This window comes from Nonomuraea sp. NPDC052265, from assembly GCF_044547985.1.
Classification (GTDB): Bacteria; Actinomycetota; Actinomycetes; order Streptosporangiales; family Streptosporangiaceae; genus Nonomuraea.
This window is the reverse complement of record NZ_JBIUBJ010000004.1, coordinates 290,371-311,786: the sequence shown is the minus strand read 5'-3', so window position 1 is coordinate 311,786 and position 21,416 is coordinate 290,371. Positions and strand designations below refer to the sequence as shown.

The window sequence follows — 21,416 nt, the reverse complement described above, 5'->3', positions numbered from 1 at the left end:
GGGGTCAGGGGTGGGGGAGGACCTCCAGGGACTGGCGGGCGATCTCCCATTCCTCGTCGGTGGGAATGACCAGCACCGCCACCTCCGCCCCCGGCGGCGACACCGCCCGCTCCTCGCCGGAGCCCGCCGCGTTCAGCGCGGGGTCCACGGTGATGCCGAGCCGGTCGAGCCCGGCCAGGGACTCCGCGCGGGTGGCCGCGTCGTGCTCGCCGACCCCGCCGGTGAACACGATCGCGTCCAGGCGGCCGAGCAGCGCGTGGTACGCGCCGACGTACTTGCGGATGCGCCGGGTGTAGACCTCCAGGGCCAGCCGGGCCTCCTCGTCGTCGCGCGCCCGTACCTCCCGCATGTCGAGCGTCCCGGCCAGGGCGCGCAGGCCGCCCTCGTGGCTGAGCGCGCGCTCCACCTCCTCGCCGCCCAAGCCGCGCACCCGCGCCAGGTAGCCGGCGATCGCGGGGTCCACGTCGCCGGACCGGGTGCCCATCACCAGCCCCTCCAGCGGGGTCAGCCCCATGGAGGTGTCCACGCTGCGCCCGCCGGACATCGCCGTCGCGCTCGCGCCGTTGCCCAGGTGCAGCACGACGAGGTCGAGCCCGTCGAGGTCACGGCCGAGGAAGGCGGCGGCGCGGCGGGAGACGTAGGCGCAGGACGTGCCGTGGAAGCCGTACCGGCGCACGCCGAGCTCCCGCCAGGCCCGCGGCACCGCGTACGTGTACGCCTGCGGCGGCAGCGTGAGCTGGAACGCCGTGTCGAACACCGCCACCTGCGGCACCCCCGGGAACGCCGCCCGCGCCACCCGGATCCCGGCCAGGTTCACCGGGTTGTGCAGCGGCGCGAGCGGCGCCAGGTCCTCGATCGCGGCGATCACGTCGTCGTCGACGAGCGCCGGGCCGGTGAAGCGGGTGCCGCCGTGCACGACCCGGTGCCCGACCGCGACCGGATCCAGCTCGGGCCCGGCCTCCGCGAACGCCTTCAGCATCGCCTGCAGCCCCTCGGCGTGCCCGGGGAAGCGCTCCTCCCGCACGTACGGCGGCCCGCCGCCCGCGTGGTGCGTCAGCCGCCCGCCCTCCTCGCCGATGCGCTCCACCAGCCCCCGCGCCGGGCGCTCGCGGGTGCGTACGTCCACCAGCTCGTACTTGATGGAGGAGGAACCGGTGTTCAGGACGAGTATTCGGCCGGCCATGTCCACGACCTGATCTCCGCCGGGTCCTCGCCGTGCTCCCTGGTGTACGCGCGGGCCCGCAACCGCGCGTCGCTCATCCGCTGCCGCAGGTGCGCCGCCCTGGAACCCAGCCCGGGCACCCGGTCGATGACGTCGATGACCAGGTGGTAGCGGTCGATGTCGTTGAGCATGGCCATGTCGAACGGCGTGGTCGTGGTGCCCTCCTCCTTGTAGCCGCGCACGTGCATGTTGGCGTGGCCGCGCCGGCGGTAGGCGAGCTGGTGGATGAGGGAGGGGTAGCCGTGGAAGTTGAAGATGACCGGCCGGTCCACGGTGAACAGCGTGTCGAACTCGGCGTCCGGCATGCCGTGCGGATGCTCCGACCGCGGCTGCAGCCGCATCAGGTCCACCACGTTGACGACGCGCACCTTCAGCTCGGGCAGGTGTTCGCGCAGCAGCGCCGTCGCGGCCAGCGTCTCCTGGGTCGGCACGTCGCCCGCGCAGGCCAGCACCACGTCCGGCTCGCTGCCCTGGTCGGTCGAGGCCCACGGCAGGATGCCCAGCCCGCGCGTGTTGTGCGCGATCGCCTCCTCCATCGTGAACAGGTCCAGCACCGGCTGCTTGCCCGCCACGATCACGTTGACGTAGTCGCGCGAGCGCAGGCAGTGGTCGGCCACCGACAGCAGGGTGTTGGCGTCCGGCGGCAGGTAGACGCGCACCACCGACGCCTTCTTGTTGACGACCACGTCGAGGAAGCCCGGGTCCTGGTGGCTGAAGCCGTTGTGGTCCTGCCGCCACACGTGCGACGACAGCAGGTACGTCAGCGACGCCACCGGCCGCCGCCACGGGATCTTCTGCGACGACTCCAGCCACTTGGCGTGCTGGTTGAACATGGCGTCGATGATGTGGATGAACGCCTCGTAGCAGTTGAACAGCCCGTGCCGGCCGGTCAGCAGGTAGCCCTCCAGCCAGCCCTGGCACAGGTGCTCGCTCAGCACCTCCATCACCCGGCCGCCGGGGGCCAGGTTCTCGTCCGTGGGCAGCAGCTCGGCCTCCCACGCCCGGTCGGTGACCTCGAACACGTCCTGCAGCCGGTTGGAGGCGGTCTCGTCGGGGCCCATCAGCCGGAAGTTGCGCGGGTTGCCGGCGATCACGTCCCGCAGGAACCCGCCGAGCACCCGCGTCGGCTCGGTCATCTGCGCGGCCGGGGACTTGACCTCGACGGCGTGCCTGCGGAAGTCCGGCAGCCGCAGCGGCTCCAGCAGCTCGCCGCCGTTGGTGTGCGGGTTGGCGCTCATCCGCAGCGGCCCCCGCGGGACCGTCCGCAGCACCTCCTCGACCGGCTTCCCATCGGAGCCGAACAGCTCCTCCGGCCGGTACGAGCGCATCCACTCCTCCAGCATGGCCAGGTGCGCCGGGTTCTCCCGGACCGCGGCCAGCGGCACCTGGTGGGCCCGCCAGGTGCCCTCGACCGGCTTGCCGTCCACCTCGCGCGGGCCGGTCCAGCCTTTCGGGGTGCGCAGGACGATCATCGGCAGCCGCCGGTCCTGGCCGCCCTTGTACTCGGCCAGCTCGTCGAAGACGGTGTCGAGGGTGGCGGCCATCTCCTCGTGCGAGGGGCCGACGAGGTGGGGGCGGTAGCCGTACCCCTCCATGAGCTTGAACAGTTCCTGCTCGGGGATGCGGGCGAGCACGGTGGGGTTGGCGATCTTGTAGCCGTTCAGGTGCAGGATGGGGAGCACGACGCCGTCGCGCCGGGGGTCGAGGAACTTGTTGGAGTGCCAGCTCGCGGCCAGCGGGCCCGTCTCGGCCTCGCCGTCGCCGATGACGCAGGCCACCACCAGGTGGGGGTTGTCGAACGCGGCGCCGTAGGCGTGGGCCAGGGAGTAGCCCAGCTCGCCGCCCTCGTGGATGGAGCCGGGGGTCTCGGGCGCGACGTGGCTCGGCACGCCGCCGGGGAAGGAGAACTGGCGGAACAGCCGCCGCATGCCCTCGACGTCCTGCGAGACGTCCGGATAACGCTCGGTGTAGGAGCCCTCCAGCCAGGCGTGCGCCACGGCGGCCGGTCCGCCGTGCCCGGGACCGGCGATGTAGATCATGTCCTGGTCGCGCTCGGAGATCACCCGGTTGAGGTGGGCGAAGCAGAAGTTCAGCCCCGGCGTGGTGCCCCAGTGGCCGAGCAGGCGCGGCTTGATGTGCTCGGGGCGCAGCGGCTCGGCCAGCAGCGGATTGTCCAGCAGGTAGATCTGCCCGACGGACAGGTAGTTGGCCGCCCGCCAGTACGCGTCTATGTGGTCCATGCCTTGCCCATTCCTCTCCAGGCGATGCTGAATCCCCCGGACTGCCGATAATGTGCCGTCACATGGCGCTGCGCAGTTCCCTCTGGTATTCGGGTGACGACCGTAACTCCTACATCCACCGGGCCTGGATGCGTCGAGGCCTGCCGCGTGAGGCGTTCGAGGGTGAGCGGCCGCACATCGCGATCGCCAACAGCGCCTCCGACCTCGCGCCGTGCAACTCCCACCTCGACGAGGTCGCCCGCAGCGTCATGAACGGCGTGTGGGAGGCCGGCGGCGTGCCGCTCGACCTGCCCGTCCTGTCCCTGGGCGAGACGAACGTGCGCCCGACCGCCATGCTCTGGCGCAACCTGGCCGCGATGGCCGCCGAGGAGCTGCTGCGGGCCAACCCGATCGACGGCGTGGTGCTGCTCGGCGGCTGCGACAAGACCATCCCCGCGCTGCTCATGGCCGCCGCCTCGGTCGACCTGCCGGCGCTCGTGGTGCCCGGCGGGCCCATGCTGACCGGGCACTTCCGCGGCGTCCCGCTCGGCTGCGGCACCGACGTGTGGCGGCTCAGCGAGGAGGTGCGGGCCGGGACGCTCTCGCGCGAGGCGTTCCTCGCCTCGGAGTCGTCCATGATCCGCAGCCGCGGCCACTGCAACACGATGGGCACCGCCTCCACCATGGCCTGCATGGCCGAGGCGCTGGGCATGACGCTGCCCGGCACGGCCGGCACCCCCGCCCCCGACAGCCGCCTGCTGGAGCGCTCGCACGAGAGCGGCAGGCTCGCCGTCGAGCTGGTCCGCGCGGGCCGCCGGCCCAGCCACGTGATGACCAGGGCCTCCTTCCTCAACGCCATCGTGACGCTGGCCGCGATCGGCGGCTCGACCAACGCGGTCGTGCACCTGCTGGCCGTCGCCGGGCGGCTCGGCGTCGAGCTGAGCCTCGACGACTTCGACCGCGCCGGCTCGGGCGTGCCGCTGCTGGCCGACCTCCAGCCGGCCGGACGCCACCTGATGGACGACCTGTTCAGGGCCGGCGGGCTGACCGCCCTGCTGCGCGAGGTCGAGGACCTGCTCGACCCGGCGGCGATCACCGTCACCGGCAGGCCGCTGGTCGAGCACCTGGCCGGCGCCGAGATCTGGGACGACACCGTGATCAGGCGGCGCTCCGACCCGCTGCTGCCCGACGCCGGCATCGCCGTGCTGCGCGGCAACCTGGCCCCCGACGGCGCCGTGATCAAGCCCGCGGCCGCCTCGCCGGAGCTGCTGCGGCACCGCGGCCGGGCGATCGTCTTCGACGGCGTCGAGGACGCCCGCGCCCGGCTCGACTCGCCCGACCTCGACGTGGACGAGACCTCGGTGCTGGTGCTGCGCGGCTGCGGCCCCAAGGGCTACCCGGGCATGCCGGAGGTCGGCAACCTGCCGCTGCCGCGCAAGCTGCTGGCCAGGGGCGTACGCGACATGGTGCGGGTCAGCGACGCCCGGATGAGCGGCACCGCGTACGGGACGGTCGTCCTGCACGCCTCGCCCGAGGCGGCGGCCGGCGGCCCGCTGGCCCGGGTGCGCACCGGCGACCCGATCGTGCTGGACGTGGCCGCCAGGAGGCTCGACGTGGACGTCCCCGACGCCGAGCTGGCCGCCAGGCAGCCGGTCATGACCGGCCACGCCCGCCCGGCCCGCGGCTGGGAACGCCTGTACGTCGACCACGTCACCCAGGCCCACCAGGGCGCCGACCTCGACTTCCTGACGGGCTCGTCCGGCGACGCCGTCGGCCGGGAGTCCCACTGAAGGCAAAAGAGTGCCTGCCGCCGTGCGCGGAATCATCCCCGTGGGGTACGGGGTTCCTGTCGAGAGCCCGGCTCAGCGGATCTCCCGCGAGTACGGGACGATGTGATCAGGTTTGGCGACACATGAGGAGGAAGCGGTGAACGGCGACATCAGCCAGAGCCAGGAGTGGGCGGCTCTGGGCAAGCATCACGAGGAGCTGGCGGGAAAGCAGCTTCGTGAGCTGTTCGCGGAGGACCCGGGCAGGGCCGGGCGGATGACGGTGAGCGCCGGGGACCTCTACCTCGACTACGCCAAGCACCGCGCCACCCAGGAGACGATCGACCTGCTGGTGGCCCTGGCAGAGCGGGCCGGCCTGCGCGAGCGCGTCGCCGCGATGTTCGGCGGCGAGCACATCAACGTGAGCGAGGACCGCGCCGTCCTGCACGTCGCGCTGCGCATGCGGGAGAACGCCGAGCTGGTCGTGGACGGCCAGGACGTCGTGGCCGACGTGCACGCGGTGCTGGACAGGATGAGCGCGTTCGCCGAGCGCGTCAGGTCCAAGGAGTGGAAGGGCGCCACCGGCCGGCCGATCACGACCGTGGTCAACATCGGCATCGGCGGCTCCGACCTCGGCCCGGCCATGGCGTACGAGGCGCTGCGCGACTACGTGGACGCCGGCGTCGAGGCCAGGTTCGTCTCCAACATCGACCCCGCCGACATCCTGGGCAATCTGCGCGACCTCGACCCCGCCACCACGCTGTTCGTGGTCGCCTCCAAGACCTTCACCACGCTGGAGACGCTGACCAACGCCAGGGTCGCCCGCTCCTGGCTGGTCGGCGCGCTGGGCGAGGACGCGGTCTCCAAGCACTTCGTGGCCGTCTCCACCAACGCCGAGAAGGTCGCCGAGTTCGGCATCGACACCGACAACATGTTCGGCTTCTGGGACTGGGTGGGCGGCCGCTACTCCTACGACGGCGCCATCGGCCTGTCCCTGATGATCGCGGTCGGCCCCGAGCGGTTCCGCGAGATGTTGTCCGGCTTCCACAGCATGGACCAGCACTTCCGCACCGCGCCGTTCAACGCCAACATGCCGGTCCTGATGGCCCTGCTCGGCATCTGGTACACCGACTTCTTCGGCGCCGAGACCCGCGCCGTGCTGCCCTACAGCCAGCGGCTGCACCGCTTCCCCGCCTACCTCCAGCAGCTCACCATGGAGTCCAACGGCAAGTCGGTACGCGCCGACGGCACCCCGGTCACCGTCCCGACCGGCGAGATCTTCTGGGGCGAGCCGGGCACCAACGGCCAGCACGCCTTCTACCAGCTCCTGCACCAGGGCACCCGGCTCGTCCCGGCCGACTTCATCGGCTTCGCCGAGCCGTTCGAGGACCGCGAGGGCATGCACGACCAGCTCACCGCCAACCTCCTCGCCCAGACCAGCGCGCTGGCCTTCGGCAAGACCGCCGAGGAGATCGCGGGCGAGGGCACGCCGCCGGAGATCGTGCCGCACAAGGTGATGCCGGGCAACCGGCCGACCTCGACGATCCTGGTCACCAAGCTCACGCCGTCCACGCTGGGCCAGCTCGTCGCGCTCTACGAGCACATCGTGTTCGTCGAGGGCACGATCTGGGGCATCGACTCCTTCGACCAGTGGGGCGTCGAGCTGGGCAAGAAGATGGCGCTCGACGTGGCGCCCGCGCTCACCTCCGACGAGCCGCCGCAGACCTTCCCCGACTCCTCGACCGAACAGCTCGTGCGCCGGTACCGCGAGCTGCGCGGAAGGCGGGCCTGAGATGGGGGAGGGGAAGGCGGGCGCGCTCGTCCTGTTCGGCGTCACCGGTGACCTCGCGCGCAAGATGCTGCTTCCCGCGCTCTACCACCTGAGCGCCGACGGCCGGCTCGACCTGCCGATCATCGGCGTCGCCAAGACCGACATGGACCTCGACGGGCTGCGCGAGCACGCCCGCGAGGCCTGCGGCGGCGTCCAGGACGCCGCGTTCGAGAAGCTGGCGGGCAACCTGCGGCTGGTGGCGGGCGACTACCGCGACCCCGAGACGTTCGCGAAGCTGAAGGCGGAGGTGGAGGGCAAGGGGTTCCTCGTCCACTACCTGGCCGTGCCGCCCGCGCTGTTCTCCGTCGTCGCCGAGGGGCTGGCCGGGGCCGGGCTCAACCACGACGCCAGGCTCGTGGTGGAGAAGCCGTTCGGGCACGACCTGGACTCGGCCCGCAGGCTCAACGACGAGCTGCTGAAGTACTTCGACGAGGACCACCTGCGGCGGGTCGACCACTTCCTGGGCAAGGAGCCGGTCGAGGACCTCATGGTGTTCCGGTTCGCCAACATGCTGCTGGAACCCCTGTGGAACCGGAACTACGTGCGCAGCGTGCAGATCACCATGGCCGAGGACTTCGACGTCGCCGACCGCGGCGGCTTCTACGACGCCAACGGCACGGTCCGCGACGTCGTCCAGAACCACCTGCTGCAACTGCTGGCCATCCTGGCGATGGACCCGCCGCCGTCCATGGACGCCCGCGCCCAGCTCGACGAGAAGTGGCGGGTGCTGCGCGCGGTCCAGGCCATCGACCCGGCCCACGTCGTACGCGGCCAGTACGACGGCTACCTCGACACCCCCGGCGTCCGGCCCGGCTCCACCACCGAGACGTTCGTCGCCATGCGGCTCTACATCGACAGCTGGCGGTGGGCGGGCGTGCCGTGGTGCATCCGCTCGGGCAAGGCGCTGCCCACCACCGACCTGGAGATCGTGGCCGAGCTGCGCAGGCCGCCGGTGACGATGTTCCGGGGCGGCGACGTGCCGCCGGGCCCGAACCTCATCAGGTTCCGGCTCCAGCCCGATGCCGGGGTGACCTTCGACGTGCTGGCCAAGGAGCCGGGCAGGCAGCGGACGATCCCGGTGCCGGTGAGCGTCGACTTCACCAAGGTGCTCGGCCCGATGGAGGCCGCCTACGAGCGCATCCTGACCGACGCCGTCAGCGGCGACCCGCGGCGGTTCGCCAGGTTCGACCTGGTGGAGGAGTCGTGGCGGATCGTGGGCCGGCTGCTCGACCTGCCCGACCGGCCCATGCCGTACGAGAAGGGCACCTGGGGGCCGGAGCCGGCGGAGAAGATCGCGCCGGGCGGCTGGCACGAGATCTCCACCACGTTCGACTAGCGGCCGGTCCGGGTGAACGATGGGGGCCATGGACATCAAGGAGCTGTTGGAGCAGTCGAAGGACGCCGTCACGGTCAGGCGGGTCTTCGGCGAGCCGATCCGCCACGGTGACGTCCTGGTCGTCCCCGTCGCCCGGGTCGCCCAGGGCGGCGGGGCCGGCCACGGGCAGGGCCGGGACGGCAAGGGTGAGGAGATCGGCAGCGGCGGCGGTGGCGGCTTCGGTTACAGCGCCACCCCCGCCGGGGTGTTCGTGATCAAGGACGGCGAGGTGCGGTGGCGTCCGGCCGTCGACGTCAACCGGATCGTGCTCGGCGGCCAGCTCGTCGGGCTCGCCCTGGTGCTGACAATCCGGACCATCTTCAAGAAGTGGCATCGCAGGAGGTAACGGGCACATCCTCTGACGTGCTGATCGATCTGCTCGACGCGGGGCGGCCCGGCCACGACGCGCTGGTGCCCGGTTCCAACCTGCCGGTGCGCGTCACCCCGCTCGGCGGGACCACCTCGCTGGTCCGCTTCCCGCCCCGGTGGAGCCGTCCCGGTCGCGGCCACTACCTGGCGGGGGAGGAGTTCGTGCTGCTGGAGGGCGAGCTGCGGGTGTCGGGGGTGACGTATCTGGCGGGGGAGCACGCCTGGCTGCCCGCCGGCGCCCTGCGCCACTCCTGCGCGGCGCCGGCGGGGGCGCTGGTGTGCACGTTCTTCGACGGCCAGCCCACCTGGGTGTCCAGCGACCTGGACGAGCCCGACGGGCCCAGCCTGCGCACCCCGCTGGGCGGCGTCGTCATCCCCGAGGGCGGGCTGCCGCTCACGCCTCACTCCGTCCTGCTGGACACGCCCGTCACGCTCGACCAGCCCGCCGAGATGATCACGGTGCCGAGCTGGACGTGGGAGGTGTCCACCTTGATCCCGGAGGGCCGCGTCCTCGTAAGGTGGACGCCGTGATGACCTCTGTGACGCAGTTCGTGGGATTCGGCGCTCTGGTGATGCTCGGGGCGATGTCGCCCGGCCCCGACTTCGCGGTCGTGGTCCGACGCTCGGCGCTGTCCGGCCGCGGGCACGGCATGGCCGCGGCGGCCGGGATCGCCGTGGGCGTGGCCGTCTGGGTGGTGGCCGCCGGCACCGGCGTGGCCGCGCTGCTGGCGGCCTCGGCGACGGCCTTCACCGTGGTCAAGATCGTCGGCGCCGCCTACCTGCTCTACCTGGGGGTCAAGGCGCTGCGCGCGGCCCTGCGCAAGGGCGGCGCGCTCGACCTCGGCCTGCCCGCCCCCGCGAACCGCGGCCCGTGGACGGCCTTCGCCGAAGGGCTGCTGACCAACGTGCTCAACCCCAAGGCCGCGCTGTTCTTCGTGGCCCTGGTGCCGCAGTTCGTGAGCGAGGGGGCCGCGTTCGGCGACACGCTGCTGCTGTCGGCGGTCGCGCTGGCCGGCACGATGGTCTGGTTCCTCATGGTGGCGAACGTGGTGAGCACGCTGCGCCAGGTGTTCGCCCGGCCCGGCGTGCGCAAGGCCGTGGACGGGCTGACCGGCGCCGCGCTCATCGGCCTCGGCGTCAACCTGGCCGTCGCCGGCCGCCCTTGATCGAGCGGCCCCCGGAGGGGCCACCGGCCGGGGGGCGTGCCGGCGTCAGGAGACGGCGACGCCGAGCAGGTGTCCGAGGCCGAAGGTGACGGCGGCGGCGACCGCCCCCAGCCCGAGCTGGCGCAGGCCGCCCAGCCACCACGGCCGCGCGGTCATCACGGCCACCGCCGCGCCGAACCCGAACAGCGCCACCATGCTCAGCGCCAGCGCCAGGAACAACCCCGACGCCCCGAACAGGAACGGCGCCAGCGGCACCAGCGCCCCCGCCGCGAAGGCGAGGAACGACGAGCCCGCCGCCAGGTAGGGCGAGGGCAGGTCGTCCGGGTCCACGCCCAGCTCCTCGCGCACGTGCACGCGCAACGCCTGCTCCGGATCGGCCGACAGGCCCTCGGCGACGCGGCGCGCGAGGTCGGCGTCCAGGCCGCGCGACCGGTAGAGGGCGGCCAGCTCGGCCCGCTCGCCGTCGGGGTTGCGGGCCAGCTCGCGCCGCTCCACGGCGATCTCGGCCCGCATCAGCTCGGTCTGGGACCGCACCGAGGTGTACTCGCCCGCCGCCATCGAGCACGCCCCCGCGACCAGGCCCGCGAACCCGGCGAGCACCGCGCCGCGCCCGGCGCCCGCGGCCCCGACGACTCCGGCGATGAGCGCCACGTTGGAGACCAGCCCGTCCATCGCGCCGAACACCGCCGGACGCAACCAGCCGCCGGTGACGTCACGGTGGCTGTGGTGCTTCTCAGGAGAGTAGGGCCTGGCAAGCTCGACAGTCATGACAATCCTCCCCTTAAAGGCAATTCGTCACGGAATCTAGGCCCTTCCGGCATGATCCGCAACGAAGGAGAGGCTAGCCTGATCTGCGGTTTTCCCCCTGCGTCACCGGCCGCGCACGCGCGATCACCGGCCTGGGAACGGGAACGCGAACGTCCCCCCGGAGCCCGTCGCGCGGGCGCCGGGAGGACGTCGCCGGGTCAGGCGTGCGCCGGGGCGCCGGGAGCCGGCGCGGTGGAGCCCCGCACCTCGGAAGCCGGCCGGGTGGCCTTCGGGCCGCGGATGAGCGCCTCGCAGTCGGCGATCGCGTCCTCCAGCAGCCTGCGCAGCAGCGCGTCCGGGTCCTTGATGCACGCCTGGACGATGCCCACCACGGCGAGCTGCACCGCGTTGGGCGCCGCGTACCGGCGGAAGCCCTTCTCGGTGATCTTCGCGGCCCGGCTGAAGCGCCTGGCCTGCTCGGCCGCGTGCGGCACCTCCTCCATCGCCCTGAGGCTCGCCTCGCTCAGCCGCCCGGACGGCGCGCCGTCGAGCCTGGCCAGCATCTCCTCGGCCGCGAGCACCGACACCGCGAGCGCGAGCTGGCGTTCGGCCGCCGCGACCGGCAGGGCCGTGGTCGCGCAGCGCAGCGCGATGTGCGCGTCGATCCGCAGGTCGTCGCTCGCCAGCCCGATGATGGACGGCACGAGCCCGACCAGCTTGGCGCGGCTCTCGTCGCCGGTGTTGTCGTTGACCAGGCGGGCGAGTGCGGCCAGCAGCGGATGGGTGCAGGCCGGGTGGTCGCTCCACCGCTCTCCGGCCAGATAGGACGCCAGTTCCATGAAACAGGCGCCGCGCTTCGGGTTGCGATGCCTGCCGCGGGACAGGACCGGCATGTGATCAAGGTGATTGTCCACGGGTGCTCCATGCTCCACGCGATCGCCGTCTATCCAGTTTGCGCTGTCATGCGCGTCAAAGCCAGTGATCGGGCATCTTCCACAGGCAATGGTTCCCCCAGGCGATGCGATCATTCCTCAACCGCTATTCACAGTTATGGCACCAAAGAATTCGATTTATGAGGAATTTTCGGCACTTATTACGAAAACGGCTGCCGTTCGGGCCGGAACCGTCAGCGTGCCGGCCGCCGGGTCGTGGAACGACCGCCTGACCACCTCGTCCGCCGAGGCGGCCTGAACCGGGTGGAGCGCCACCTCGCGGCCGGGCGGCACCGCCACCGCCCGCGTACCGGGGGACGGGGTGGCGTTCAGCACCACGACGACCGCGTCCCAGCGCGCGTCCAGCCCCGTGGTGTCCACGCGCATCACGATCACGCCCTCGCCACAGGCCGGGAACGACAACCGCCGCCGCACCTCCTCGGCCGTCCCGAGCGCGAACGCCGGGGTCGAGGCCCTGATCCGCAGCAGCTCCCCGAACGCCGCCCGCGTCGCCCCGATCGCCGCGCAGCCGGGACGCAGCTCCGGATCGGCCAGCAAGGGCCGGGCGTACGGCCAGGCGGCCTCGTTGTCCGCCCTCGGCGGCAGGCCCGCGCCGAACCCGTTGCCCGCCGAGCAGTCCCACAGCAGCCGGTTGAACCAGTCGCCGGAGTCGTAGGAGTTGCGGTCGAGCGACTTCGAGCGCAACCGCTCGCTGCCCGCGTGCACGAACGCCGCCCCCTGCCCCAGCAGTACCGTGGCCAGCGACAGCACCTGCATGCGCACCCGGTCGGCCATCGGCGTGCCGGCGGGCAGCTTGTAGGCCAGCGCGTCGAACAGCGTCTCGTTGTCGTGCGCGTCCACGTACGTCACGACGTCGTCCGGCCGGGCGGCGTAACCGGCGGGGGCGCCGTTGTGGCCGACCTCCGAGCCCTTGCGGCCCGAGGGCAGCACGTAGTCGCGCAGGCCGCCGGTCAGGCCGAGCATGACCAGGTCGGTGCAGTGGCGCAGGCGCTCGCGCTGCTGCTCCTCCGAGCCGTTGGCCGCGGCGCCGTTGGGCGCGCCGGCCAGGCCGGAGCCGAACCCCTGCACCCGCGGGTCGGCGTCGAACGGGCTGCCGCCGCGCACCGCGTCCCGCAGCCTGTCGTCGAACGTGCCGATACCGGTGCCGGCCATGTTGGCCTGCGTGGCCTGCTCGAACCTGGCGTCGCCGGCCACCTCGCCGAAGCTCCAGCCCTCGCCGTACAGGATGATCGAGCGGCCGTCCACGCCGTCGCGCTCGGGGGTGAGCGCGTCGAGGGCGGCGCGCACGGCCAGGATGTTGGCCTTCGGGTGGTGGCCCATGAGGTCGAAGCGGAAGCCGTCCACCTTGTACTGCCTGGCCCACGTGCGCACCGAGTCGACCACGAGCCGGCCCATCATGGCGTGCTCGGGCGCGGTGTTGGCGCAGCAGGTGGAGGTGGCCAGGGAACCGTCCTCCAGCAGGCGGTGGTAGTAGCCGGGCACGATCGGGTCCAGCACGTCCGCCGAGTGGGTGTGGTTGTAGACCACGTCCATGACCACGCGCAGGCCGGCCTCGTTGAGCGCGGCGACCATGGCGCGGAACTCCCTGATCCGCTCGTCCGGGTCGGTCGCGTACGAGCCCTCCGGGACGGTGTAGTGCAGCGGGTCGTAGCCCCAGTTGAAGGAGTCGCGGTCCGCGGTGAGCGCCACGACCTCCTGCTGCCGTTCGGAGTCGGGCGGCAGGGCGGCGAGGTCGCAGTCCGGCTCGGTCCGGTCCGAGCGGCGCTCGGGGATCGTGGCCAGGTCGAACACCGGCAGCAGGTGCACGTGGGTGAGCCCGTCCGCGGCCAGCGCGCGCAGCTCGCGCATGCCGTCGCCGTCATGGCGGAAGGCCGCGTACGTGCCGCGCAGCTCCTCCGGCACGGTCGCGTCGGAGGCGGAGAAGTCGCGTACGTGCAGCTCGTAGATGACCGCGCGGTCCAGCGGGACCGGGGCGGGCTTGGCCAGCCGGTCCCAGCCGGGCGGCTTGAGCGCGGGGTCGTCCAGGCTCACCAGCCTGCTGCGCACCCCATCGGGCGCGGTGGCCAGGCTGTAGGGATCGGTGACCTCGGCGGTGACCACGCGGCCCGCGGCGGGGGAGTAGACGGTGACGAGGTAGGTGTAGTCCTTGCCGTACCAGGTGGGCAGGCCGCGGATCGACCACACGCCGGTCTCCTCGTCCAGTCGCATCGTGTGACGCCGGCCGCCGAGCGCCAGCTCCACCCGGCGCGCGGTGGGCGCCCAGAGCGCCAGCCGGGGCAGCAGCCGTCCCGACGGCCCGAGCCGGGCGCGGGCGGCCCCGGCGTAGACGTCGTCGAGCACGCCCGGGATCTGCACGCCGGTCGCCGCGGCCACCGCGCCGGAGTCGTCGTGGGCGACGGCCACGACCTGGCCGCGCAGGGCCTCCTTCGCCGGCCGGGCGTCCTCGGGGGACAGCTTGAGCGCGGTGCAGGCGGCCAGGTGCGGCCAGGCCCGCCGCCGGTCGTCGTCCAGTGTGCCCGGTGTGAGGGGGATGGTCAGGGCATGGCCGGTCAGGCGGCCGTCCCGGCAGGCGATGCCGCCGTCGGGGGCGCAGGCCAGCGCGTGCGTCAGCGACGGATCCACCGTCCAGGCGACCGTCTCCCTGTCGATCCAGTGGGCCCGCGCCTCGCCGTCGCCGATCGCGGTCACGTAGATCATGGTGCCCAGTCCGGCGGGGGCCCAAGCGAGGGCGCCGCGCCGGGCGGCGGAACATCGGCCGGGTGAGGCGGGAGTTTCAGCTCTCGGAGACGTCGGTGCCGTCCGGCATCAGCATGGCCGTGCACGCGAATTCGGCGTCCGCCCGGCCACGGCCCGCGAACGAGCACGCCTTGGCGGCGACGTTCCCTCCCGGGACGAAGGCCATGGGTGACTCCAGCCATCCCCGGGTGCGCTCGCCCGCGGCGAAGAAGCGGGTGGCGTCCTTCCTGTCGGGCTCTATCCAGGGCTGGAGGTAGAAGACGTCGTTCTGCGGCTGCGCCCGCGTCCTTCTTGTCGCAGTTCTCGCGGTTCGGGGTCGCGGCGCACCCCTGCCGCTCCTTGGCGGCCTCCTGATAGGCGATCGTGCCCACGAGGGTCAGCACCGCCGCCAGCGCCGCCGCGTACACGGTGAACCGGCCCACGCACAGTGCCCTGGCTTCAGATGTACGCCCGGCGACGCCTTCTCGTGCGGAAATGCGGCTTTCCCTACCGGGCTCTGGCCAGAAAGAGAGGATCGCAGCGGTATCGCATCCCAGTGACCATGTCATTACTTTGCGTAATCGGTAACTTTGCGTGATCCTGATCTCATGGACGGATTCCTGGACCCCACCTGCGGAGGCATGACCGAACTACGCGTGCACGGCGTCTCCGGCACCCCGCCGCCGAGCATCCTCAACCACCCCCACCCCCGCCAGATCGCCGGCGACGCCACCACCGGCTTCTACCGCCGCTGGTGGCCGGGCGGCCGGCCCGACGGCGAGCAGGACGACCTGCCCGGCATCCGCCACCGCGAGGCCTACGCCTGGGGCGGCCTCACCTCGGGCGGCCGGACCATCGCCCTCTGGCTGCTCCTGCTGCCCTTCTCCCTGGCCAACCTGTCCTACTTCATGCTTCCGAGGCCGGCGGCCGGCGCCCGCCTGCGGCACGTGGCCGAGGCGGCGCAGCGGCTGTTCGCGCTGCTGCTCACCGGCACCCTCGTCGGCGCCGTCACCCGGGCGAGCGTCGACCTCATCGGCTGGCAGTGCACCGCGGCCGGCCGGGCCTGCGCCCGGGAGAACGCGCCGGCCTGGGTCCACTGGATGAGCGAGCTGTGGGGCGCCGAGCCGTCGCGGCGGCTGGCCGTCGCCGCGCTGGCGCCGTTCGCGGTGGTCGTGCTGCTGTGGTGGCTGGCGCGGCGCACCTGGGAACGCGACGAGCAGACCGGGTTCCCGCCCGACGGCGGCTCGCGTCCGGGGCCGCTGCTGGCCCGGCCGCGGCTGTGGCACGGCGGCGCGCCCGTGTGGCGGCTGCGGGCCGTGCACGTCGCCTTCGCGCTGGGCTCGATCGGCCTGGCGGTGTCGGCGCCGTTCGTGGGCGACCCGCGGGGGCTGGCGCTGACGGCGGCCAACGTCGCCGTCCAGGTCGCCGCCGCCGTGCTGGCGGCGCTGCCCGGGATCGCCAGGCGGCTGGCCCCCGGCGAGGCGGTCCCGCCCTGGCTCACCGGCGCGTGCCGGGCGCTGCGGGTGGCCGGGCCGCTGGCCTTCACGGCCACGGTCGCCGCCGCCCTGACCGGGATGTCGCCCGCGCTGCCGGGGCGGCAGCTTCCCGGCATCGGCGTCGGAGCGTTCCAGTTCGGGCTGACGCTCGGGCTCGGGCTGTTCATCCTGGTGGCGACCGCCGTCCTGGCCCGCATGGACCGGCCGGCCGCGAGCGGCGACCCGATCGAGCGGCGGGCGCTGTGCGGCATGGCGGCCTGGTTCACGCTGATGGTGGCGGCCGGCAGCGCCAACGTGCTCGCCCTCGGCCTGCTGTTCTGGACCGCCACCTTCTTCGGCGTGCCCGCCTCCCTCGCCGAGCCGGGGCCGGTCGACCGCAGGCTCTACCTCGACGACCCGGTCTGGTGGACGGCCGCGCTGGTGCCGCTGCTGGTGATCGGGTTCGTCGCCGTGGCGGCCGAGCTGTGGCTGGTCCGCGGGTCCGCCGCCGCCGCGCTCACGCCGAAGCTGACCCCCTACTACGGCGCCTACGACCGGGACGTGGCCGGCAAATGGGCGCTGGCCTCGCTCACCGACCGCGCCGGGCTCGTGCTGGCCGTGCTCACCGGCCTCGGCGTGGCCGGCTCCGCCGCGGTGACCGTGATCTACCGGTTCCACCTGTTCGCCCCGGTGGGCGGGCTGGCCGGGCTGCTGGCCTCCGTCGGGAGCTGGGCCATGACGGCGATCGTCGTGGGCCTGGTCCTGCTGGGCCGCCGCACGTACAGCGACACGCGGCTGCGGCGCACGGTCGGCATCCTGTGGGACGTCTCGACCTTCTGGCCCAGGGCCATCCACCCGCTGGCGCCGCCGTGCTACACCGAGCGGGTGATCCCCGAGCTGCTGGCCCGGGTCAAGACCCTGACCAGGACCGCCGACGACGAGGTGGTGCTGTCCGGGCACAGCCAGGGCAGCGTGCTCACCGCCGCGCTCGTGCTCCAGGTGCGGCCCGAGCTGCGGCCCCGCGTCCGGCTGCTCACCCACGGCTCGCCGCTGCGCCGCCTGTACGCCGCCTTCTTCCCCGCCTACTTCGGCACCCCGGGCCTGTCGGCCATGCGCGACGCCGTCCGCTGGACGAACCTGTACCGGCTGAGCGACCCCATCGGCGGGCCCGTTTTCCGCCGGGTCGACCCGTTCGGCCCCCGTCCGGCGGGCGAGGGGGAGGAGACCGTCGACCGGTTCTGCTGGGACCCGCTCCAGCCGGGGCCGGGCGAGCCGCTGCCCGAGGCGCGCTGGCACTCCGACTACTGGCTCGACCCCGCCTACGAGGAGACCCTGGCCCGGCTCACCAGGTCAGATGGAGTTCCTCGGGCGCGCGGTGGATGAGCGTGACGGCCATCACCACGTCCTCGCGGGCCAGCCGGAGGCCGGGCAGCTCCGCCATCAGCAGCTCCAGTGTCACCCGCAGCTGCTCGCGGGCCAGGAACGCGCCGGGGCAGCCGTGCACGCCGTGGTCGAACGCCAGGTGACGGGCGCGCGGACGGGTGATGTCGAAGACGTCGGGCCGCTCGTGCACCGCCTCGTCGCGGCCCGCCGAGGCGAAGGAGGCACGGCCGAGCCGAGCAGCGCGGTCGTGGTGAGGTGCCCGGCGAGCATGACGTTCTCGACGTTGGAGGCGATCTCGTCGCGCTGGACGGCCGTCGGCTCCCCGGGGCCGGGCGCCAGGCCGCGGGTGAGCGGCCTGCGGTAGCGCTGGTGCGCCTCGCCGTCCGTGCTCAGCACCACGGGCGCGCCGCCCGGCACCCCGGCCAGCTCGGCGAACGCCCGCGGGCTCGGGATCACGTCCGGCCGCAGTGCGCCCTTGGAGGAGAAGTCGTCCGGCCTGGACAGCACCTCGCGCACGTCGTCGTGCCGGGCCACCAGCCAGGCGTCCAGCTCCTCGACGAAGGTGAGCCCGGGGGCGGCGCGGGCGCGGGCGTAGAGCGGGTACGGGTCGCGGTAGAGCGCCCGTCGATCCACGCGTCCCATCGTCCGGTGTGGGCGGGGACGCCACAAGATCTGAAATTTTCTTTTAGTTCACTCCCAAGTCTTGAAACTTATATCCACGAGCGATTGAGTTCGGTCGTGCAGACCCTCCGTTTCCTGGCCGCCGCCGCGCTCGTCTTAGGGCCGGTGGCCCTGAGCGCACCCGCGCAGGCCGACCCCACACCGCCCGCCGAGGACGCGCTGAAGGCGTCCTCCTACCCGCCGCCCTCCACGCTGATCAGCCAGGCCACCGCCGGGCAACCGCGGCTGGAGACGGCCAAGAGGACCCGGCCGGTCGCGCCGGGCCTCTCGCTGACCTCGTTCGACACCTACGACGCGCTGGGCTGGCTGCGCGCCGACGCGCTGACCGCCGACCTCGGCGGCGGCAAGGGCGGGCCCAGGGCCGACTACGTCTTCTCCGGTGAGGTGACCAGGACCGAGCCGCTGTCCGGCCCCGCCGGGCGCTCCCGCGCGGTGGCGGCGGTCAACGGCGACTTCTTCGACATCAACAACTCCGGCGCCGCCCAGGGCATCGGCGTGCAGGACGGCACGCTGGTCCAGTCACCGGCCGCCGGGCACGACAACGCGGTCGCCGTCACCGGCGACGGCGTCGGCCGGGTGCTCAAGATGTACTTCGAGGGCACCGCCACGCCCTCCGGCGGCGCGCCGATCGCGCTCACCCAGTTCAACCAGATGGTGCAGAACGGCGGCGTGGGCCTGTTCACGCCGCTGTGGGGCTCCTTCAACCGGGCCCGCGCCGTCGAGGGCGCCGCCTCGGTCGCCGAGGTCGTGCTGGTGGACGGCGTGGTCACCGAGGTGCGCAACGCCGCCGGCACCGGGCCGATCCCCGCCGGGACCACGATCCTGCTCGGCCGGGACGCCGGCGCCGCCGCCCTGTCGGCCCTGAAGGCCGGCGACCGCGTGGACGTCAAGTACCAGCCGAAGGCGTCGGACGGCTCCGCCGTCAAGACGGCCGTCGGCGGCAACTACGTCCTGGTCAAGGACGGCGCCGTGCAGAACAGCACCGACCCGGCCGCGCACCCGCGCACCGCCGTGGGCTTCTCCGCCGACGGCAGGAAGATGTACCTGCTGACCGTGGACGGCCGCCAGGCCGACAGCCGCGGCGTCACGCTCAACGAACTGGCCGCCATGATGGTGGACCTGGGCGCGGCCAACGCCCTCAACCTCGACGGCGGCGGCTCCTCCACCCTGCTGGCCCGCGAGCCCGGCTCGGCCGAGGTGCAGGTGGAGAACAGCCCCTCCGACGGCGGCGAGCGCCACGTGCCCAACGGCCTGGCGCTGTACGCGCCCGAGGGCAGCGGCAGGCTCAAGGGCTTCTGGCTGGAGACCGCGAGCGACCCGGCCAAGGCGCCCGGCGTCGGCCCGGTCGCCGGCGGCCGGCCCGACCGCGTCTTCCCCGGCCTCACCAGGCGGCTGACCGCCGCGGGCTACGACGAGACGTACGGCCCCGCCGCGGGCACGCCGTCGTGGCGGGCCAACCCGGCCGTGCACGGCGTGATCAGGAACGGCAGGTTCCACGCCCTGGTGCCCGGCCAGACGACCGTCACCGCCTCGCGCGGCGGCGCGAAGGGCACGATCGGCCTGACCGTGCTCCAGCCGTTGCAGCGGCTCGGCGCCACGGCCGACCGGCTCGGCATCGCGGGCGCGGACGGCAGCGCCGCCTTCGGCGTCGTCGGCTACGACCACAACGGCAACTCCGCGCCCATCGAGCCGGACGACCTCACCCTCGACTACGACCGGAACCTGTTCGAGGTCACCCCGGCCGAGCACGGGTACTTCACCGTCAAGGCCCGGCAGGCCACCGGCTCCGGGCTGATCACCGCCAAGGTCGGGAAGATCACCACGGCCGTGCCGGTGACGGTCGGCTTCGAGTCCAAGCCGGTCGCCGACTTCGAGGACGCGGCCAAGTGGTCCTTCGCCGCCGCCCGCGCCACCGGCTCGCTGTCGGCCGCGCCGGGCCAGAGCGGCGGCGGGCTGAAGCTGTCCTACGACTTCACCACCTCGACCGCCACCCGGGCCGCGTACGCCAGCCCGCCGCAGCAGATCGTGGTGGACGGGCAGCCGCAGGCGTTCGGGCTGTGGATCAACTCCACCGGCAAGGGGGAGTGGCCCAGCCTGGAGTTCTACGACGCGCTCGGCCAGTCGCAGATCCTGCGCGGGCCGTACATGACGTGGACCGGCTGGCAGTACGTCGAGTTCCCGGTGCCCGCGGGGGTCAACTACCCGCTCAGGCTCCGGCGCTTCTACGTGGCCGAGACCAGGGCCGACGCCAAGTACACCAACGACATCCTGATCGACGGCCTGGTGGCCAAGGTGCCGCCGTCGGTCACCGCGCCCGCCGTGCCCAAGGTCGCCGACCCCGTCGTCAAGGCGGACGTGGCCAAGGCGCCCTGGCGGTTCGCGGTCATGTCGGACGCCCAGTTCGTGGCCAAGAACCCCGACAGCGACATCGTCAGGAACGCCCGCCGCACGCTCAAGGAGATCAAGGCCGCCAAGCCCGACTTCCTGCTGATCAACGGCGACCTGGTGGACGAGGCGTCGCCGGAGGACTTCGCGCTGGCGAAGAAGATCCTCGACGAGGAGCTGGGGGGAGAGCTGAAATATCACTACATCCCCGGCAACCATGAGGTCATGGGCGGCAAGATCGACAACTTCAAGGCCGTCTTCGGCGACACGTACGGCACGTTCGACCACAAGGGCACCCGCTTCATCACCCTGGACACCTCCCGCCTGAACCTGCGCGGCGGCGGCTACGACCAGGTGGCGATGCTCCGCTCCGAGCTCGACAAGGCGGCGAAGGACGCCTCCGTCGGGTCGGTCGCCGTGCTGTTCCACGTGCCGCCGCGCGACCCCACGCCGGGCAAGGGCAGCCAGCTCGGCGACCGGAAGGAGGCCGCGCTGGTCGAGGGCTGGCTGGCCGACTTCCAGCGCGACACCGGCAAGGGCGCGGCCTACATCGGGGGGCACGTGGGCACGTTCAACGCCTCGCGCGTGGACGCGGTGCCGTACTTCATCAACGGCAACTCCGGCAAGAACCCGGCCACCGCCCCCGACGACGGCGGCTTCACCGGCTGGTCGCTGTGGGGCGTGGACCCCGTGACGCCCGCCGAGGCCGAGCACGTACGGCGCAACTGGTTCGTCGACGCGCCCGGCTGGATCGGCACGCAGGTGCGGCCGCACGTGGACGAGCTGACGCTCACCGCGCCCGCGACCGTCGCGGTCGGCGCGCCCGCGCCGGTCACGGCGGCGCTCCGCCAGGACGACCGGACCGTGCCGGCCGCCTACCCGGTCTCGGTGTCCTGGTCCGGCTCGCCCAACCTGCACGTCGGCACCCGTCAGACGGCCAAGCCGTGGCACGTGGCGGTGCTCGACCCGGGCACGGGCACGATCACGGCCCTGCGGGCCGGGCAGGTGACGGTCGCCGTCACCGTCAGCGGGGTCACCCGCCAGGCGAGCGTGGCGGTCACCGCCAAGGCCGCCGCCTGAGGCCCCCGGCCGGGGAGGGACCGCCCCTCCCCGGCCGGAACACTCCCCC

The 21,416-nt window shown here is 73.0% G+C and carries 15 protein-coding genes; 8 read left to right on the top strand and 7 right to left on the bottom strand.

Annotated features, from left to right (window positions below):
• Positions 1-4: 4 nt before the first annotated feature.
• Positions 5-1,183 (bottom strand): acetate/propionate family kinase, encoded by a 1,179-nt coding sequence (locus tag ACIHAD_RS15030; protein ID WP_397354987.1) that lies wholly within the window; start codon positions 1,181-1,183, stop codon positions 5-7.
• Positions 1,159-3,462, bottom strand: coding sequence for a phosphoketolase (locus ACIHAD_RS15025; RefSeq protein ID WP_397354985.1), 2,304 nt, complete (start codon positions 3,460-3,462; stop codon positions 1,159-1,161). The genes ACIHAD_RS15030 and ACIHAD_RS15025 overlap by 25 nt, the downstream gene beginning before the upstream one ends.
• A gap of 62 nt (positions 3,463-3,524) precedes the next feature.
• Between ACIHAD_RS15025 and ACIHAD_RS15020 the strand changes: the two genes are divergently transcribed.
• The 6 genes from ACIHAD_RS15020 to ACIHAD_RS14995 all read left to right on the top strand — a co-directional run bounded on the left by ACIHAD_RS15020 (position 3,525) and on the right by ACIHAD_RS14995 (position 9,948).
• On the top strand, positions 3,525-5,231 hold the full coding sequence (locus ACIHAD_RS15020; RefSeq protein WP_397354984.1) for an IlvD/Edd family dehydratase: 1,707 nt from the start codon (positions 3,525-3,527) through the stop codon (positions 5,229-5,231).
• A gap of 136 nt (positions 5,232-5,367) precedes the next feature.
• A complete protein-coding gene (pgi, locus tag ACIHAD_RS15015) occupies positions 5,368-6,999 on the top strand; it encodes a glucose-6-phosphate isomerase (RefSeq protein ID WP_397354983.1) in 1,632 nt (543 codons plus the stop codon).
• A gap of 1 nt (position 7,000) precedes the next feature.
• Complete coding sequence (gene zwf / locus ACIHAD_RS15010; protein ID WP_397354981.1) at positions 7,001-8,374, top strand: glucose-6-phosphate dehydrogenase; 1,374 nt, start codon at positions 7,001-7,003, stop codon at positions 8,372-8,374.
• Positions 8,375-8,402: 28 nt separating this feature from the next.
• The gene (locus ACIHAD_RS15005; RefSeq protein WP_397354979.1) at positions 8,403-8,759 is read left to right on the top strand and encodes a spore germination protein GerW family protein; all 357 of its coding nucleotides are present in this window, start codon (positions 8,403-8,405) and stop codon (positions 8,757-8,759) included.
• A 17-nt stretch (positions 8,760-8,776) separates the two neighbouring features.
• The gene (locus ACIHAD_RS15000) at positions 8,777-9,313 is read left to right on the top strand and encodes a hypothetical protein (protein WP_397354978.1); all 537 of its coding nucleotides are present in this window, start codon (positions 8,777-8,779) and stop codon (positions 9,311-9,313) included.
• A complete protein-coding gene (locus tag ACIHAD_RS14995; RefSeq protein ID WP_397355375.1) occupies positions 9,313-9,948 on the top strand; it encodes a LysE family translocator in 636 nt (211 codons plus the stop codon). Before ACIHAD_RS15000 ends, ACIHAD_RS14995 begins: the two co-directional genes overlap by 1 nt.
• A 45-nt stretch (positions 9,949-9,993) precedes the next feature.
• On the opposite strand, the gene ACIHAD_RS14990 is transcribed toward ACIHAD_RS14995, so the two are convergent.
• The 4 genes from ACIHAD_RS14990 to ACIHAD_RS14975 all read right to left on the bottom strand — a co-directional run bounded on the left by ACIHAD_RS14990 (position 9,994) and on the right by ACIHAD_RS14975 (position 14,550).
• On the bottom strand, positions 9,994-10,716 hold the full coding sequence (locus tag ACIHAD_RS14990) for a VIT1/CCC1 transporter family protein (protein ID WP_397354977.1): 723 nt from the start codon (positions 10,714-10,716) through the stop codon (positions 9,994-9,996).
• A gap of 197 nt (positions 10,717-10,913) precedes the next feature.
• Positions 10,914-11,609 (bottom strand): hypothetical protein, encoded by a 696-nt coding sequence (locus ACIHAD_RS14985; protein ID WP_397354976.1) that lies wholly within the window; start codon positions 11,607-11,609, stop codon positions 10,914-10,916.
• A 156-nt stretch (positions 11,610-11,765) separates the two neighbouring features.
• The gene (gene pulA, locus ACIHAD_RS14980) at positions 11,766-14,345 is read right to left on the bottom strand and encodes a pullulanase-type alpha-1,6-glucosidase (RefSeq protein WP_397354975.1); all 2,580 of its coding nucleotides are present in this window, start codon (positions 14,343-14,345) and stop codon (positions 11,766-11,768) included.
• Between the two features lie 76 nt (positions 14,346-14,421).
• Positions 14,422-14,550, bottom strand: coding sequence for a hypothetical protein (locus ACIHAD_RS14975; protein ID WP_397354974.1), 129 nt, complete (start codon positions 14,548-14,550; stop codon positions 14,422-14,424).
• Positions 14,551-14,971: 421 nt separating this feature from the next.
• Between ACIHAD_RS14975 and ACIHAD_RS14970 the strand changes: the two genes are divergently transcribed.
• Entirely contained in the window at positions 14,972-17,221 is a 2,250-nt protein-coding gene (locus ACIHAD_RS14970) for a hypothetical protein (protein ID WP_397354973.1), read from the top strand.
• Positions 17,222-17,293: 72 nt separating this feature from the next.
• On the opposite strand, the gene ACIHAD_RS14965 is transcribed toward ACIHAD_RS14970, so the two are convergent.
• A complete protein-coding gene (locus ACIHAD_RS14965; protein ID WP_397354972.1) occupies positions 17,294-17,854 on the bottom strand; it encodes a hypothetical protein in 561 nt (186 codons plus the stop codon).
• Positions 17,855-17,959: 105 nt separating this feature from the next.
• Between ACIHAD_RS14965 and ACIHAD_RS14960 the strand changes: the two genes are divergently transcribed.
• Complete coding sequence (locus ACIHAD_RS14960; protein ID WP_397354971.1) at positions 17,960-21,367, top strand: phosphodiester glycosidase family protein; 3,408 nt, start codon at positions 17,960-17,962, stop codon at positions 21,365-21,367.
• Positions 21,368-21,416: the final 49 nt, after the last annotated feature.

What these genes read in the sequence shown, in the direction of transcription:
- ACIHAD_RS15030 (WP_397354987.1), bottom strand. Translation starts at nt 1,183, where the DNA reads ATGGCCGGCCGAATACTCGTCCTGAACACCGGTTCCTCCTCCATCAAG.
- ACIHAD_RS15025 (WP_397354985.1), bottom strand. Translation starts at nt 3,462, where the DNA reads ATGGACCACATAGACGCGTACTGGCGGGCGGCCAACTACCTGTCCGTC.
- ACIHAD_RS15020 (WP_397354984.1), top strand. Translation starts at nt 3,525, where the DNA reads ATGGCGCTGCGCAGTTCCCTCTGGTATTCGGGTGACGACCGTAACTCC.
- zwf (WP_397354981.1), top strand. Translation starts at nt 7,001, where the DNA reads ATGGGGGAGGGGAAGGCGGGCGCGCTCGTCCTGTTCGGCGTCACCGGT.
- ACIHAD_RS15005 (WP_397354979.1), top strand. Translation starts at nt 8,403, where the DNA reads ATGGACATCAAGGAGCTGTTGGAGCAGTCGAAGGACGCCGTCACGGTC.
- ACIHAD_RS14995 (WP_397355375.1), top strand. Translation starts at nt 9,313, where the DNA reads ATGACCTCTGTGACGCAGTTCGTGGGATTCGGCGCTCTGGTGATGCTC.
- ACIHAD_RS14990 (WP_397354977.1), bottom strand. Translation starts at nt 10,716, where the DNA reads ATGACTGTCGAGCTTGCCAGGCCCTACTCTCCTGAGAAGCACCACAGC.
- pulA (WP_397354975.1), bottom strand. Translation starts at nt 14,345, where the DNA reads ATGATCTACGTGACCGCGATCGGCGACGGCGAGGCGCGGGCCCACTGG.
- ACIHAD_RS14975 (WP_397354974.1), bottom strand. Translation starts at nt 14,550, where the DNA reads ATGGCCTTCGTCCCGGGAGGGAACGTCGCCGCCAAGGCGTGCTCGTTC.
- ACIHAD_RS14970 (WP_397354973.1), top strand. Translation starts at nt 14,972, where the DNA reads ATGGACGGATTCCTGGACCCCACCTGCGGAGGCATGACCGAACTACGC.